Annotated in this window: 16 protein-coding genes; 8 read left to right on the forward strand and 8 right to left on the reverse strand. The window is 30.9% G+C overall.

Features of this window, described 5'->3' with window-relative positions:
* Positions 1-306 precede the first annotated feature (306 nt).
* From kynU to ACTF56_RS09175, 4 genes are all read left to right on the forward strand, one after another.
* On the forward strand, positions 307-1581 hold the full coding sequence (gene kynU / locus ACTF56_RS09160; RefSeq protein WP_438966600.1) for a kynureninase: 1275 nt from the start codon (positions 307-309) through the stop codon (positions 1579-1581).
* A 51-nt stretch (positions 1582-1632) separates the two neighbouring features.
* Complete coding sequence (locus ACTF56_RS09165) at positions 1633-1995, forward strand: four helix bundle protein (RefSeq protein ID WP_438966601.1); 363 nt, start codon at positions 1633-1635, stop codon at positions 1993-1995.
* Positions 1996-2075: 80 nt separating this feature from the next.
* A complete protein-coding gene (locus tag ACTF56_RS09170) occupies positions 2076-3158 on the forward strand; it encodes an agmatinase family protein (RefSeq protein WP_438966602.1) in 1083 nt (360 codons plus the stop codon).
* Positions 3159-3163: 5 nt separating this feature from the next.
* On the forward strand, positions 3164-3772 hold the full coding sequence (locus tag ACTF56_RS09175; RefSeq protein ID WP_438966603.1) for an NUMOD4 domain-containing protein: 609 nt from the start codon (positions 3164-3166) through the stop codon (positions 3770-3772).
* Here ACTF56_RS09175 and ACTF56_RS09180 read toward each other — a convergent pair.
* From ACTF56_RS09180 to ACTF56_RS09195, 4 genes are read right to left on the reverse strand one after another with little or no spacing between them, the layout of a single operon-like run.
* The gene (locus ACTF56_RS09180) at positions 3769-5301 is read right to left on the reverse strand and encodes a cryptochrome/photolyase family protein (RefSeq protein ID WP_438966604.1); all 1533 of its coding nucleotides are present in this window, start codon (positions 5299-5301) and stop codon (positions 3769-3771) included. The two genes, ACTF56_RS09175 and ACTF56_RS09180, sit on opposite strands and share 4 nt — an antisense overlap.
* Positions 5302-5334: 33 nt before the next feature.
* Positions 5335-6624 (reverse strand): DASH family cryptochrome, encoded by a 1290-nt coding sequence (locus ACTF56_RS09185; RefSeq protein ID WP_438966605.1) that lies wholly within the window; start codon positions 6622-6624, stop codon positions 5335-5337.
* Between the two features lies 1 nt (position 6625).
* Complete coding sequence (locus ACTF56_RS09190) at positions 6626-6790, reverse strand: DUF2256 domain-containing protein (protein WP_438966606.1); 165 nt, start codon at positions 6788-6790, stop codon at positions 6626-6628.
* A complete protein-coding gene (locus tag ACTF56_RS09195; RefSeq protein WP_438966607.1) occupies positions 6771-7427 on the reverse strand; it encodes a flavin reductase family protein in 657 nt (218 codons plus the stop codon). Before ACTF56_RS09195 ends, ACTF56_RS09190 begins: the two co-directional genes overlap by 20 nt.
* Positions 7428-7567: 140 nt before the next feature.
* Here ACTF56_RS09195 and ACTF56_RS09200 point away from each other — a divergent pair, with 140 nt between their 5' ends.
* Complete coding sequence (locus tag ACTF56_RS09200) at positions 7568-8914, forward strand: FAD-dependent oxidoreductase (protein ID WP_438966608.1); 1347 nt, start codon at positions 7568-7570, stop codon at positions 8912-8914.
* A gap of 2 nt (positions 8915-8916) precedes the next feature.
* Here ACTF56_RS09200 and ACTF56_RS09205 read toward each other — a convergent pair whose 3' ends face one another.
* Positions 8917-9282 (reverse strand): cupin domain-containing protein, encoded by a 366-nt coding sequence (locus tag ACTF56_RS09205; protein WP_438966609.1) that lies wholly within the window; start codon positions 9280-9282, stop codon positions 8917-8919.
* Between the two features lie 126 nt (positions 9283-9408).
* Here ACTF56_RS09205 and ACTF56_RS09210 point away from each other — a divergent pair, with 126 nt between their 5' ends.
* Entirely contained in the window at positions 9409-10041 is a 633-nt protein-coding gene (locus ACTF56_RS09210; protein WP_438966610.1) for a 7-carboxy-7-deazaguanine synthase QueE, read from the forward strand.
* A gap of 3 nt (positions 10042-10044) precedes the next feature.
* Here ACTF56_RS09210 and ACTF56_RS09215 read toward each other — a convergent pair whose 3' ends face one another.
* Entirely contained in the window at positions 10045-10746 is a 702-nt protein-coding gene (locus ACTF56_RS09215; protein WP_438966611.1) for a class I SAM-dependent methyltransferase, read from the reverse strand.
* A gap of 89 nt (positions 10747-10835) precedes the next feature.
* Here ACTF56_RS09215 and ACTF56_RS09220 point away from each other — a divergent pair, with 89 nt between their 5' ends.
* The gene (locus ACTF56_RS09220; protein WP_438966612.1) at positions 10836-11333 is read left to right on the forward strand and encodes a YkgJ family cysteine cluster protein; all 498 of its coding nucleotides are present in this window, start codon (positions 10836-10838) and stop codon (positions 11331-11333) included.
* A gap of 14 nt (positions 11334-11347) precedes the next feature.
* On the opposite strand, the gene ACTF56_RS09225 is transcribed toward ACTF56_RS09220, so the two are convergent.
* On the reverse strand, positions 11348-12409 hold the full coding sequence (locus ACTF56_RS09225; protein ID WP_438966613.1) for a DUF3810 domain-containing protein: 1062 nt from the start codon (positions 12407-12409) through the stop codon (positions 11348-11350).
* 95 nt (positions 12410-12504) lie between these two features.
* Between ACTF56_RS09225 and ACTF56_RS09230 the strand changes: the two genes are divergently transcribed.
* Entirely contained in the window at positions 12505-13971 is a 1467-nt protein-coding gene (locus tag ACTF56_RS09230) for an aminoacyl-histidine dipeptidase (protein ID WP_438966614.1), read from the forward strand.
* A 53-nt stretch (positions 13972-14024) separates the two neighbouring features.
* Here ACTF56_RS09230 and ACTF56_RS09235 read toward each other — a convergent pair whose 3' ends face one another.
* Entirely contained in the window at positions 14025-14573 is a 549-nt protein-coding gene (locus ACTF56_RS09235; RefSeq protein WP_438966615.1) for a PepSY-associated TM helix domain-containing protein, read from the reverse strand.
* Positions 14574-14582: the final 9 nt, after the last annotated feature.

Genomic DNA, 14582 nt, shown 5'->3' on the forward strand with positions numbered 1-14582 from the left:
GTAACAGAATTAATTCTGTTACGATTTAACTATATTTGAATTATTAACGAGTCAACCTTTTTTAGGACAACTCATATTAAGATTTTGGAGCTAAACTTTCGGGCATTTTAGTAAACCATTTTCCTGCTGCAAAAACTCGCTTCCTTAAAAAGGAGAGCTCAAACAATTTTTGCATCAGGGCTAGATAATAATTGTCTTTCACAAAAATAAACTTTCAAAGAACTTCTTTTAAAGCTCTAAACTTTTCCTTATTTTTGTTCCGTACAGACAAGTCGCGACTAGTCTAAAATAAACAACACAAAAATAATGGATTTTCAAAACACAAGAGAATTTGCACAACAACTAGATGCACAAGACCAATTAAAACATTACAGAGATGAATTTATTTTTCCAAAAGTAAATGGAAAACAAGTAATTTATTTTACAGGAAATTCTTTAGGTTTACAACCTAAAAGAACAAAAAAATATGTAGACGAAGTAATGGATGATTGGGCAAATTTAGCTGTAGAAGGTCACTTTTATGCAGATAAGCCTTGGTGGGATTATCACGAACGTTTTTGTCAACCATTGTCAGAAATTGTTGGAGCTAAACCCACAGAAGTCGGAGTAATGAATACCTTAACTGTAAATCTTCACTTACTTTTAGTATCTTTTTACAAGCCAACTCCAAAAAAATATAAAATCATTTGCGAAGAAAAAGCTTTTCCATCTGATCAATACATGTTTCAAAGTCAAGTACATTTTCATGGTTTAAAACCAGAAGATACCATCGTTGAAATCAAAAGAAGAGAAGGCGAACACAACATTCGATTAGAAGATGTTTTAGCTAAAATTGATGAAGTTGGTGATGAGTTAGCTTTAGTATTGATCGGTGGAGTAAACTATTACACAGGCCAAGTATTTGACATGAAAACCATCACAGAAGCAAGCCACAAATACGGAGCTTATGTAGGTTGGGATTTAGCACACGCTGCTGGAAATATAGAACTAAAATTGAATGAATGGAACGTAGATTTTGCTGCTTGGTGTAGCTACAAATACATGAATTCAGGACCAGGAAATGCTTCAGGTTATTTTGTTCACGAAGCGCATCATAACGATTTAGATTTACCAAGATTTGCAGGTTGGTGGGGACATAACAAAGAGCGTCGTTTTTTAATGGAACCTAATTTTGATCCTGCTCGAAGTGCAGACGGCTGGCAAATCAGTAACTTACCCATTCTATCTTTAGCACCTTATTTAGCTTCAGTAGATATGTTTGCCGAAGTTGGAATGCATAAATTAATTCAAAAACGGAATTTAATAACAGCATATTTAGAATATATTCTTCACGAAATTGATAAAGAAGTGGATAGCACATTCGAAATTATTACTCCTTCTAATCAAGAAGAAAGAGCTTGTCAATTATCTGTGTTTTTGCATGGTGAAGGAAGAAGTTTATTCGATTACTTAATGAAAAACGGTGTTATCACAGATTGGAGAGAACCAAATGTTATACGATTAGCACCTGTGCCATTATACACCTCATTTGAAGACATGTATGAATTTGGGCAAATTTTGAAGCAAGGAATTTTAGAATAGATTTTCGGATTTTCAGATATTAGATTTTCGGACAACGTATATTGAAAAAAGATGCACAATTATAAAGAATTAGAAATTTGGAAAGCAAGTGTCAAATTTTGCCCAAAGATTTATAAGATTACAGCAACATTTCCAGATTCTGAAAGATTTGGATTAATAAGTCAATTGACTAGAGCAGTCATTTCAGTACCCTCTAATATTGCAGAAGGTTCAGCAAAATCATCTGATAAACATTTTTTAATTTTTCTAGAAAATTCTCTAGGCTCATGTTATGAAATAGAAACACAATTGTTAGTTTCAAAAGATTTAAGTTACATAAAAGAAGCTGATTATGAATTGATGACAATTGAACTTTCATCAATCATAAAAATGATAATTAATTTTATGAAATATTTACAAAATCAATCAAAATAATAAATTTCAATAAATATAGATATTTCTAGATTTACGCATATTATCCGAAAATCTAATATCTGAAAATCCGACATCTTAAAATGACAAAACAAGAAATAATTGAGAGTTTCGACCCAAGCCAACCAGGTTTAGCTGATGCAACTGTTTTTGGATTGCCTTTTTCAGCAGAACAATCAGAAATCATTGTAATTCCTGTACCTTGGGAAGTAACCGTAAGTTATGGAGCAGGAGCCAGTGAAGGTCCAGAAGCTGTTTTAGACGCATCTTTTCAAATAGATTTATTACACCAAGAGTTCCCAGAATTATGGAAATTAGGAATTTATTTAGATGAAGAACCGAAAGATTTATCGTCTAATTCTAAAAAATTTAAAGAATTAGCGCAGCCTATTATAAAAGTATTAGAAGATGGTGAAACTATTGCAGAAAACCCAAGCTTAAATGAAGATTTAGAAAAAATCAATTATGCTTGTGCGGATATGGTAGAAGCTGTAGAACAACAAACTTTACATTGGTTAAATAAAGGAAAAAAAGTGGCACTTCTTGGAGGTGATCATTCAACTCCTTTAGGATATTATAAAGCTTTAGCAACTAAATACGAAAATTTTGGAATTTTACATTTAGATGCTCACATGGATTTGCGAATTGCTTATGAAGGTTTTACGTATTCTCACGCATCCATAATGTATAATGCTTTGCAAATCCCTCAAATTTCTAAAATAGTTCAGGTGGGAATTCGTGATTTTTGTGAACAAGAAGCTGAAGTTGTAAAAAATCAGCAAGGAAGAGTTTTAGTGCACACGGATACGGATATAAAAAAGCAACTTTTTGAAGGAAATACTTGGCAACATTTATGCGATCATTTAATTTATTCGTTGCCGCAAAAAGTATGTATTTCTTTTGATATTGATGGAATGAGTCGCTTATATGCACCCAATACAGGAACTCCAGTTCCAGGTGGAATGTCATATGAACAAGCAACATATTTATTAAGTCGTTTGGCCGAATCCAATAAAGAAATCATAGGTTTTGACTTAGTGGAAGTAGCTCCTGGAGATGATGATTGGGATGGAAATGTTGGAGCTAGAATGTTGTTTCACATGTGTGGTGTTTTAGCCAAATCACAAAAAATGAATGTAGGTGAAAAAATAATTTTTCAAAAATAAAAGAAATGTCAAATTTAGTTCGAGTAAAAGAAGAATGGAAGGAATATGAAATCGAAGTTAAAGGAAAAGTTAGATATGCGGTTTCTAATCATGGAAGATTAAAAAGTTTTACTGATGATATCACTGCGGGAAGAATTCTAAAAGGTTCTCTAACCGAAGGATTTCTTTTTTTAAGATACAAACGATTTAATAATAAAAAGATCACAAATTATCAGCATAGTATTCATAAAATGGTAGCCGAATTGTTTATCCCAAAAGATAATGATCTGCAAGAATATGTTTTGCATTTAGATTATGATAAAGTAAATAATCATATCAGTAATTTGAAATGGGCAACTTATGATGAAATGAGAACTCATGGCTCAAAAAGTCCTGCTGTGAAAGCTGCATTCAAAAGATTACAAGAATATAATATTAAACGAGATGGTGCTAAGTTAACTTCAACTGATGTAATTCGTTTGAAAAAAAAAATTTTGGATCCAAATAGAAAAACCAGATTGCGTTTAATCGCCAAAGAATTTGGTATTTCTGAAAAGCAACTCAACAGAATCAAAAGAGGTGAAAATTGGGGTCATATTAAAGTTGAAATTCCAGTAAAAAGAGAAAGTAATTAATACTGCTCTAAATTTTCAATAATATGCTTAGCCTTTTCTTTTATTTTGGCTAATTCTTCTGGATTCATTTTATTTAACAAATTCAACATCATTCCCATTCTTTGATTGTTGGCAAAATACTGTTTTTTATCGTCTAAAAAGTTCCAATATAAAGTATTGAACGGACATGCTTTTTCACCAAACTTATCTTTTACTTTATAATGACATTTGTCGCAATAATTGCTCATTTTTTGAATGTAATTTCCTGAAGAAACATAAGGTTTTGTGGCCAAAATTCCTCCATCAGCATATTGACTCATGCCACGAGTGTTGGGTAATTCCACCCATTCAATAGCATCAATATAAACCCCTAAATACCAAGCATCAACTTCATCAGGATGCATTTGAGTTAGTAAAGAAAAATTACCAATAATCATTAAACGTTGAATATGGTGTGCGTAAGCTTCATCCAAACTTTGTGAAATGGCTTTTTGCATGCAATTCATTTTGGTTTTTCCTGTCCAATAAAAATCAGGTAGTTTGTTGTGATTTTCTAAAGCATTCATTTTGGAATATTTCGGCATTTCCTTCCAATAAATGCCACGAACATATTCACGCCAACCTAAAATCTGACGCACAAATCCTTCTACTTGTGAAATAGTAATATCGTCTTTATTCACATAATAATAATTTACTACTTTATCATTAACTTCTTTTGGAGAAAGCATTTTGCTATTCATAGCAAACGACAAACGCGAATGAAATAAAAATTTTTCATCAGTGTGAGAAGCATCTTCATAATCTCCAAAATGTTGTAATAAATTCTTACAGAAAAAATCCAATTGCTCAAAACATTCTTTTCTTGATGTAGGCCAATTAAATTTTGAAGCATCAATGTTTCCAAAAGTTTTGACGTTTGCTTTTTCAATTTCAGCTAAAAGTTCTTCGACATTTTTTTTAAAAACAATGGCATTTGGAACAGGAACTTGCCCTTTGTATTTCAAGCGATTGTCTTTGTCGTAATTCCATTGATTGCCTTCAGGTTGTGAACCTTGCATCAAAATCTCATGTTTTTTACGCATCATTCGATAGAAGTTTTCCATCAACAATAATTTCTTGCCTTCAAAAAATTCGGTAAGTTCTGTTCTAGAAGTATAAAAGTGTTCCGTATCAAAAACTTTAGTTTCAATTTTTAAATTAGAGCCTATTTGTTTCAATTGTTCATCCAATCGATATTCATCAGGCAATTGATATTCAAAATTTGTAATTTGATGTTTCTCAATACATTTTGAAATGATTTTACCTAAATCATGTAAATTAGTTTCATCAGAAATTGTAAAATAAATCACATCATGTCCTTTTGATTGTAATTCTTCAGCAAAATTTCGCATCGAAAGAAAAAATGCAACTACTTTCTGAATATGATGTTTCACATAATCGGTTTCTTGACGCATTTCTGCCATCAAATAAATGATGTTAGTATCAACCTCTTTAAACCAAGAATGATGACTATTTAATTGATCTCCTAATAGTAATCTTAATGTTTTCATCTACTTTATGTCAACCTGAACTTATTTCAGGTTTTATTTTTTATTCCACAAATCTTGATATTCACCTTTGGCATCATACATTTCAGCTTGTCGTTTGATATTGAATTTTCTGTCTCTTGGATCGTTTCCAACACCAGCATTATACATCCAGTTTCCATAATTTGAATGAACGTCATAGTCAATCAGCATGCTTTCAAAATATTTTGCAGCAATTCTCCAATCTTGTTCCCATTCTTTAGCCCAATAACTCGCTACATTTTGTCTACCGCGATTGCTCATAAAACCCGTTTTTTGTAATTCGATCATATTGGCATTTACAAAAGGTTCACGAGTGTTGCCATTGGTCCATTGTCTGAAAGCCTTATCATTAAGTTTCCATTCGTATTCTTTATTTAAAATTCCGTTTAATTTAAAAATTTTATCACCATGTTTTAAGGAAATATATTTAAAATAATCACGCCAAATTAGTTCAAAAATTAACCAATAGGTATCTTCATTTTTACAAATTTCTCTTTCGTAATTTTGTACTTCCCAGTAAATTGTTCGAGCCGAAATACTTCCATTTGCCAACCAAGCCGAAAGTTTAGAACTGTAACTTTCTCCTATTAATCCGTTTCTTGTTTTTTTGTAAACAGATAAATTTTCGGTTTCAAAAAAATAATGTTCTATTCTTTTTAAGGCATTAGTTTCGCCACCTCGAAAAGGAAAAGCAGCATTTTTATGCAATTTGAAATTTTCTAATCCTAAATCTTCCAAACTAGGTATTATGTTAGAAGTTACAAAGAAATTTTCTTTCGGCATTGCAGTTATTGAAACACAAGGTCGAATTTTACTTTCTTTTTCACATTTTTTTCTAAATTCGGTAAAAACTTCTGGAATTTTATCAAAGCTTACATACGGAATATCGTTAGGATGAAACAAAAATTGATCGTAGGTTTCTATCCATTTAACTTCAGTGCGATTTATGTTTTCTTTTACCTTGTTATTTATTAAAACTTCATCTGGTGTCCATTCTTTTTGCAAGAAAAGATTTGTTATAGCATGTTTGTTTATTAATTCGGGTACAACCTTCTCAGGAATGTCGTGGAAAATATATAGTGGAATGTTTAAGTCAGCCAGATTGTTTTTTAAATCCCGCAAGGTTTCTAATAAAAATTTGGCTCTAAATTTTTCTGTTTTTTTAAATCCGTGTTTGTTTGTTTCAAACTGTCTTGGATCTAAACAATACACACCAATTGTGTTTTCTTTATTTTTAGATGCTTCAAAAAGAGAATTATTATCTTGAACACGTAAATCATTTCTAAACCAAACTAGATTGTTCATTTTAATTGGAATTTGGAATTTTATTATTGGAATTTCTATTTAATCTACATTTATCACTACAGTATTTTACTTCGTCCCAATTTTTTTCCCATTTTTTTCGCCATGAAAAAGGTAATTGGCAAACCGCACAATTTTTTTCAGGTAAATTAACTTTTTTGTGCGCCATTTTTTAACATTGATTTTGTTTTAGTATTAGGTCTTGCGTATTCAAAACGGTCCAATAATTTGGGTAAGCAGTAGCCATCTAATCCATTTATAGTAACAACATTTCCTTTTTCTAATTGCAACCAATTGTCTTTAGTGATTAAATCTTCATTGCAAAATATTTTTTCTATTGATGCTAAAATATGGATGCAATTATTTTCTTTTATTACATATTCAGACACATATTTGCAAAGAATTTGTACAGGACTATTTGCGACAAAAGGTTCGTAAATTCCGTCATAATAAACTTCATTTAAACCTGTAATGTCAAATTCTGAAACACCATAATCATAAGCAGCTGAAGTTTGATGCGCTTGAGTAATAATTTCTTCCGTTACATGATTTACCGTAAAACAACCCGTTTCTTTCAAGTTGGAATAAGAGTTTCTTGGTACAGTTGCTGGACGTAAAATAAATCCCAATAAAGCAGGATCACTTCCTAAATGAGTTATGCTACTAAATATAGCAACATTTGTTTTCCCATCTTTAGATTTTGTCCCAATAAGATTGGCTGATTTGTAGCCAGTACAACTATTTATAAGATTTAAACGATTGATTTTTGGTAAGTCTTGAATGGTATTTTTAGTAAATTGAATCATATTTTTAAATTGAATTCAAATATAATCAAAATGTTTAATATTTTTGACTAAATGTTAAACAAAAAAATATATTATTTGAATTAAAAAGTTGCTTTAAAACTATTAATAATCGTTATTTTTGTAGTTAGAAAAGAATAATTATGCAAAGTTCTAAGAAAATTGCTGTTGTAGGAGCAGGTTTAGTGGGTTCATTATTAGCTATATATCTAAAAAAAGCAGGTCATAATGTTCATGTTTACGACAGAAGTCCAGATATTAGAAAAATTCAATTTTCGGGAAGAAGTATCAATCTAGCAATGTCAAATCGTGGCTGGAGAGCTTTAGAAAATATTGGAATAGCTGATGAGGTTAAGAAAATCGGAATTCCCATGGATAAGCGTGCTATTCACAATATGGATCAATCGCTAAATTTTCAAAAATATGGTAAAGATGGTGAAGCAATATATTCGTTATCGAGAGGTATTTTGAACCGAAAAATGATTGATCTAGCTGAAGAAAATGGAGTAGAATTCTTTTTTGAGCATAAAGTTTGGGATGTATCACTTTCAGATGCTATTTTGCATATTGGTGAAGATGAAAGAGGCGAGTGGACCGAATATAAATACGATATGATTTTTGGTTCTGATGGCGCTTTTTCGAGAGTGAGACACAGAATGCAACGTCAAAGTATGTTTAATTATTCGCAAGAATTTTTAGAAATTGGTTACAAAGAATTAAATATTCCTGCAAACGTTGATGGAACCCATAAATTAGATAAAAACTCTTTACACATTTGGCCAAGAGGAAACTTCATGTTAATAGCTTTACCTAATTTAGATGGAAGTTTTACGTGTACTTTGTTTATGCCTTTTAAAGGAGAAAATTCCTTTGAGGAATTAAATGACGAAAAAACTTTGGTTGATTTTTTTGCAAAATATTTTCCTTCTACAACAGAAGTTATTCCTGATTTGGTAAAAGATTTTTTTAAAAATCCTAAAAGTTATTTGGTAACAATGAAGTGTTTTCCATGGACGCATAATGATACGGTTGCTTTGATTGGCGACGCCTGTCATGCTATTGTTCCTTTTTATGGTCATGGAATGAATGCAGGTTTTGAAGACATTACTATTTTAAGTGAATTTATGGAAAAATACGGTGATGATTGGCAAACGATTTTCAATGAATATGAAAATTCACGAAAGCCTAATGCTGATGCAATTGCCGAATTATCTTATAGAAATTTCATGGAAATGAGTACAAAAACTGCTGATCCTAAATTTTTATTACAAAAGAAAATCGAAAAATGGTTTTCAGAAAAACATCCAGAAAAATGGATTCCTTTGTACAGTAGAGTCACTTTTAGTCACCAACCTTATGCTGAGGCTTTAGCTGTTGGTGACAGACAAAATGAGATTATGGAAGATGTTCTATCTATAAATGGTATCGATGAAATTTGGAATTCTGAATTGGTTGAAAAACGAATTTTAGCACTTTTACAAGAAAAATAGATTTATTCTTCTTCTCGATGTACTCTATTAAAATCAAAAGCGGGTGTACAAATAGCAATATATTCGCAAGATTCACCAAAAGGATTGGAATATTGAACTCTAGTGTTGGCTTCAATTTTTATAGATTGTCCTGCTTCTAAAATGATTATTTCATCTTCAATAATGAATTGTTTTTTGCCTGAAATGATATAAGTATATTCTTCAAATTCAGGGGTTTGAAAAGGTTCGCTCCATTTTGGTGGTGCAACCATGTGAGCAATTGAAATGTCTTTATTTCCAGTTGTTGGAATGCCATGATGTTCCTCAATCAATTTTCCGTCAGTCGTTGGAACCACAAAAGGTTCTTTTTGTATGAAATATTTTTTCATTTGTTTTTTTGATAATTTGCTAGACTAATATTATTCCAAAAATAGTAAAAAAACTACTAATTACTAGTCACTAATTACTATTTACTAATCACTAATCCTTATCTTTGCTGACTATTTTTAAGTAAAATGTTAGATAAAGAAACTCAAATTGCAGTAAATAAAGGGGAAATGCTTCCGTTAATGGAAGAGTTTTATACCATTCAAGGAGAAGGATTTCATACAGGAACTGCAGCTTATTTTATAAGAATTGGTGGTTGTGATGTTGGGTGTCATTGGTGTGATGTAAAAGAAAGTTGGAATGCTGCATTACATCCTCCAACAGCAACAGATGTTATTGTTGAAAATGCAAAAAAATACGCAGAAACTGTTGTGGTTACTGGTGGAGAACCTTTAATGTGGGATATGTCAATCTTAACCTCAAGACTAAAAAAACAAAATTTAAACGTTCATATAGAAACTTCAGGAGCTTATGAAGTGACTGGAAATTGGGATTGGTTTTGTCTTTCTCCAAAGAAAAATAAATTGCCAGTTGCTGATGCTTATGCTATTGCGAACGAATTAAAGGTGATTATTTATAACAAACACGATTTTATTTTTGCAGAAGAACAAGCGGCCAAAGTTAACCCAAATGCCATATTATTTTTACAACCTGAATGGAGTAAAAAAGAAGAAATGACTCCTCAAATTGTTGATTATGTTATGAATAATCCAAAATGGAGAGTGTCTTTGCAAACCCACAAATATTTGAATATTCCTTAAATTTTATAGTGTTATTTTAGCCAAATAATCAAAATGTTCTCCTTCCAAAATTAATTCACATTGTAAATCATTTGCAAAACAAGCATTTTGTAACGTATTATAGTCCAAATACAACCAAGGAAAAGTTTCTTCAGTTTCTCCTTTGTATTGAATCGTAAACGTTAATTCGCCATAATATCCATCACTTGGAATCCATTTTCCACCATCTTCATCTTCATCAAACATGTAAATAATATCGGAACTGTCTATTAAGATTTGTCCATTTTCATTCAAAAGTGATTTTAATTTTGAAAGATAAGAACCACATTTTTCCAAAGTACCAAAAATTCCTGTTCCGTTCATTAAAAGTAAAATAGTATCGAATTTTTCATTAGTTATTGAAGCTAAATCTTTCACTTTTACTTTTTTTAATCCTCTTAATTTACATGCTTTGATAGCGTTTTCGGAAATGTCAATTGCCGTTACATCAAAACCTTTTTCTTGAAGATATAAAGAGTGACTTCCAGCACCGCAGCCTACATCTAAAATTTTTCCTTTTGAGAGTTGAAGTGCTTTTTGTTCCAATTTTGGCATTTCTTCAAAATTTCTAAAAAGGTATGAAACTGCCATTTCATCTGCTTCAGAAATAGAAGTTTCTGTAATTAAATCTTGAGGATAATTATTAGTTTGGTAATCTAAAATGGCTTTTCCAAAAAGGTCTTTCATATAAAATAGTTTTATTTGTTTAGAAGTTTATAGGTTTAAAAGTTTAAATTTGTTTATTACTTGAAACAAAAAATTGAAACAAATTAATCATGTTAAAACCAAATCTAAATGAACTTCCAAAACTTGCCAAAGATACTCATAACGAAACAAAAAAGTATTTTGATAAGCTAAAAAAGAAAACACCTAAAAATTTAGATTATGTAATGCAAGATTTACATGATGCCGAATTTAAGAAAACCAATTGTTTGGATTGTGCCAATTGCTGTAAAACTACTGGTCCATTGTTTACAAGTGCTGATATTGAAAGAATTTCCAAGTATTTAAAGCAAAAGCCACAACAATTTATAGCCAACTATTTACGCATTGATGAGGACAATGATTATGTTTTACAAAGTGTTCCTTGTAATTTTTTAGATGCTGATAATACTTGCTTTATTTATGATGTTCGCCCAAAAGCTTGTCGCGAATTTCCTCATACAGATAGAAAAAAGTTCAATCAAATTACAGATTTAACACTGAAAAACATTCCAATTTGTCCAGCAGCGTACAATATTGTAGAGAAAATGAAAGAAAAATTGCCTTTGTAATTTTAAAATATTAATTAATCTGTAGTTATTTTCTCATAACCAATCAGCAATCCAATAAACTTACTATAACTTTCTAAACCATCTTTTTGTTGGTTTGCTTTTAGGAAATTATCATAAAAATATTCAAAAAAAGTATTGATTGGAGTTTGGTATGTTTCCCAAAAATCTTTACTCTCTTTGAAGTTTTTCAGTACTCCAGAATTAATTTTTTCTAAATAAGGTTTTGATTTGCCTTCTCCATATTCTTCTAAATTGCTTAAACAATAGCGTGTAGCAGCACTATAAGCCGCATATTTAAAATAATCATCTGAATTATTTACCGCAGCTATAAAACCAATAAAATTGCACTCACTTTCAGAACCTATTCCTGTTTGATGAGCCATTTCATGGCATGTAGTAAAAGGAGTAATGTATTTTGGTTTCATATAATTGACTTGTGCTTCATTGGTAAAAGGATTTAAATAACCACCAAAACCCATATAACTCAAAGGCAAACTAAACAAAGATGATTTGATGCTTTTGTTTTGAAAATCAAACTGTTTTAAATTATTTGGTAAGTTGTGATAGCCGTTTTGGGCTAAGTCAAATATTTCTTTATCAGTGTAGGGATTGATTACTTTTACAGAATCATTTGAAGTGATTTTTAGGTGTATTTGATTGGTTTTTTGAATCATTTTTTCTGTAAAATCCTCTAATTCTTGTTCAGAATATTCTTTTTCAATGTATAATTTTTCGTTTAAGGGAATTCGGTAATAATTCATTCCCCATAAAAAATGAAAAAAGAAATAGAAAACGGATAATTTTCCTAAAAATTTTAAACAGTTAGCTTTGTAGTTTTTAAAAAAATCTTTTCTGTTTTTAATAATCCATTTCATTAATGAGATAATTAATATACCATAAATAACATCACCAAACGAAAAAGAAAATCCGCCAAAAAAACTTCTTAACCCTTTAGAAACAATTGGATAAAAGCCATTACTGTAATAGTTCTCAACAGTTTCAGGAAAGAAGGCCAAAGTCTTAACAATAATAATTTGGACAAATAATAATATGGGTAAAAGATGTTTTTTTTGCACTGCTTTAATTTAAAATGTAAATATAACTACAATTCAATTCCTAAGGAAATTAAACTTTGTAACTTTGCACTTTCAAACTTACAAAAACAAAAATAATGAGCCAAGAAGTAAGAAACCTTGAACCTAAAGAACTTTGGAACAAATTTGCAGACCTAAATGCAGTGCCTAGACCTTCAAAAAAAGAAGAAAGAGTCATTGCTTTTATGATGGATTTTGGAAAAAAATTAGGCTTCGAAACTATAAAAGATGAAGTTGGAAATGTGATCATCAAAAAACCAGCTTCTGCAGGAATGGAAAATAGAAAAACCATTGTAATGCAATCGCATTTGGATATGGTGCATCAAAAAAATAATGATACGGTTTTTGATTTCGACACACAAGGAATTGAAATGTATGTGGATGGAGATTGGGTTCGTGCTAAAGGAACAACTCTTGGAGCAGATAATGGATTAGGAGTTGCTACAATTATGACAATTCTAGAAAGTACAACAATCAAACATCCAGCAATTGAGGCTTTGTTTACTATTGATGAAGAAACGGGAATGACTGGTGCAATGGGTTTACAAGGTGGCATATTAGAAGGAGAAATTCTTTTGAATTTAGACACTGAAGAAGATGACGAAATTGACATAGGTTGTGCTGGTGGAGTAGATGTAACCGCTACTGCTGAATATGACGAAGAAGAAACTCCAGAAAATGCTGTGGGTTATACCATAACAGTTAAAGGAATAAATGGAGGACATTCTGGAATGGATATTCACAAAGGACTAGGAAATGCAAATAAGATTATGAACCGTCTTTTATTTGATGGTTTTGATGATTTTGGGTTGCAAATTGCTTCAATAAAAGGCGGAAGTTTACGTAATGCTATTCCGCGTGAAAGTGTTGCAGAAGTTATCATTGCAGGTGTTTATGATGAAGCTTTTGTATTTGATATGCAAGGAATTATTAATGAAATTAAAACTGAATTAAAAACAACTGAACCCAATTTGGAAGTTGTTATAGAAAAATCGGAAACAACACCAACAAAAGTGATGCCTCCAATGGCTCAATATTTCTTAGTTCGTGCGTTATATACTGCTCATAATGGAGTATACAGAATGAGTGCTGATTTTGCTGATTTAGTGGAAACATCTAATAATATTGCCAAAGTAATTGTTGGTGATGGAAAATTAAGCGTGCAATGTTTAACACGTTCTTCTGTGGAGACGGCTAAGTTTGATTTAGCAAATGCTTTACGTTCGGCCTTTGAATTAATGGGTTGTGAAGTGGAATTTTCCGGAAGTTATCCGGGTTGGACACCGAATGCAAATTCTGAAATATTAGATGTTTTGAGTTCAATTTATGAGAAACAAAACGGTAAGAAAGCAGATGTTGTTGCATGTCACGCTGGATTAGAATGTGGAATTTTAGGAACCAATTATCCTCATATGGACATGATTTCTTTTGGACCAACCATCAAAGGAGCTCACAGTCCTGATGAAAGAGCTAGTATTTCTTCCGCTCAAAAATATTGGAAATTTGTTTTAGAAGTTTTGGAAAATATTCCTGCTAAAAAATAAAAAAATATATTATTTATAAATAACCTCGTTCATAAAGAACGAGGTTTTCTGTTTTAACTTAAAAAGACAAGAAATATAATAGGAAATAAAAGTCCAGCAAGAGCTAATTTCCATCCTTTTCTCATGAAGGTATTTTTGCCATGTTTTATCATCATAGCACCTGTAATGGCTATAAAAATCAGAGAAATCCCAAAAATATCTGAGAAATAAATCCACCAATTGGAAGTGTTTTTATGTAATTTCATCATCTGACTAATTATTGGTGTTTTTATAAATGAAGTTACTTCACCTTTTCCAGTTTTTAAATCAATCTCTACATCATTTTTTTCATAAGATATACTCAATTCGTTTTTTCTAACACGATGTCTTCTGAATTTATCTTTTATGCCTAATTGTTCCCCAATAGCTTTTGCTTGATCTTCTGAAATTTCTTTATCTTGGGCTATTTTCACTTCAACAGCTTTGGTTTCAATAGTATATTTTTCTGCATGAAAGCTATCTCTATGATTCATTAGTATTCCTGAAAAGGCAAATGTGATGATTAATCCTAAATAAAAATATCCTAAATCTCTATGTAATTCTCTGGTGTTTATTTTTTTCATAAGTGTAAA

The organism is Flavobacterium sp., from assembly GCF_965657075.1.
Lineage (GTDB): Bacteria > Bacteroidota > Bacteroidia > Flavobacteriales > Flavobacteriaceae > Flavobacterium.

Excerpts from the sequence above, each read along its gene's own strand:
- kynU (WP_438966600.1), top strand. The coding sequence starts at position 307 with ATGGATTTTCAAAACACAAGAGAATTTGCACAACAACTAGATGCACAA.
- ACTF56_RS09180 (WP_438966604.1), bottom strand. The coding sequence starts at position 5,301 with ATGAAAACATTAAGATTACTATTAGGAGATCAATTAAATAGTCATCAT.
- ACTF56_RS09205 (WP_438966609.1), bottom strand. The coding sequence starts at position 9,282 with ATGAAAAAATATTTCATACAAAAAGAACCTTTTGTGGTTCCAACGACT.
- ACTF56_RS09210 (WP_438966610.1), top strand. The coding sequence starts at position 9,409 with ATGTTAGATAAAGAAACTCAAATTGCAGTAAATAAAGGGGAAATGCTT.
- ACTF56_RS09185 (WP_438966605.1), bottom strand. The coding sequence starts at position 6,624 with ATGAACAATCTAGTTTGGTTTAGAAATGATTTACGTGTTCAAGATAAT.
- ACTF56_RS09175 (WP_438966603.1), top strand. The coding sequence starts at position 3,164 with ATGTCAAATTTAGTTCGAGTAAAAGAAGAATGGAAGGAATATGAAATC.
- ACTF56_RS09215 (WP_438966611.1), bottom strand. The coding sequence starts at position 10,746 with ATGAAAGACCTTTTTGGAAAAGCCATTTTAGATTACCAAACTAATAAT.
- ACTF56_RS09165 (WP_438966601.1), top strand. The coding sequence starts at position 1,633 with ATGCACAATTATAAAGAATTAGAAATTTGGAAAGCAAGTGTCAAATTT.
- ACTF56_RS09235 (WP_438966615.1), bottom strand. The coding sequence starts at position 14,573 with ATGAAAAAAATAAACACCAGAGAATTACATAGAGATTTAGGATATTTT.
- ACTF56_RS09190 (WP_438966606.1), bottom strand. The coding sequence starts at position 6,790 with ATGGCGCACAAAAAAGTTAATTTACCTGAAAAAAATTGTGCGGTTTGC.
- ACTF56_RS09220 (WP_438966612.1), top strand. The coding sequence starts at position 10,836 with ATGTTAAAACCAAATCTAAATGAACTTCCAAAACTTGCCAAAGATACT.
- ACTF56_RS09230 (WP_438966614.1), top strand. The coding sequence starts at position 12,505 with ATGAGCCAAGAAGTAAGAAACCTTGAACCTAAAGAACTTTGGAACAAA.
- ACTF56_RS09170 (WP_438966602.1), top strand. The coding sequence starts at position 2,076 with ATGACAAAACAAGAAATAATTGAGAGTTTCGACCCAAGCCAACCAGGT.
- ACTF56_RS09195 (WP_438966607.1), bottom strand. The coding sequence starts at position 7,427 with ATGATTCAATTTACTAAAAATACCATTCAAGACTTACCAAAAATCAAT.
- ACTF56_RS09200 (WP_438966608.1), top strand. The coding sequence starts at position 7,568 with ATGCAAAGTTCTAAGAAAATTGCTGTTGTAGGAGCAGGTTTAGTGGGT.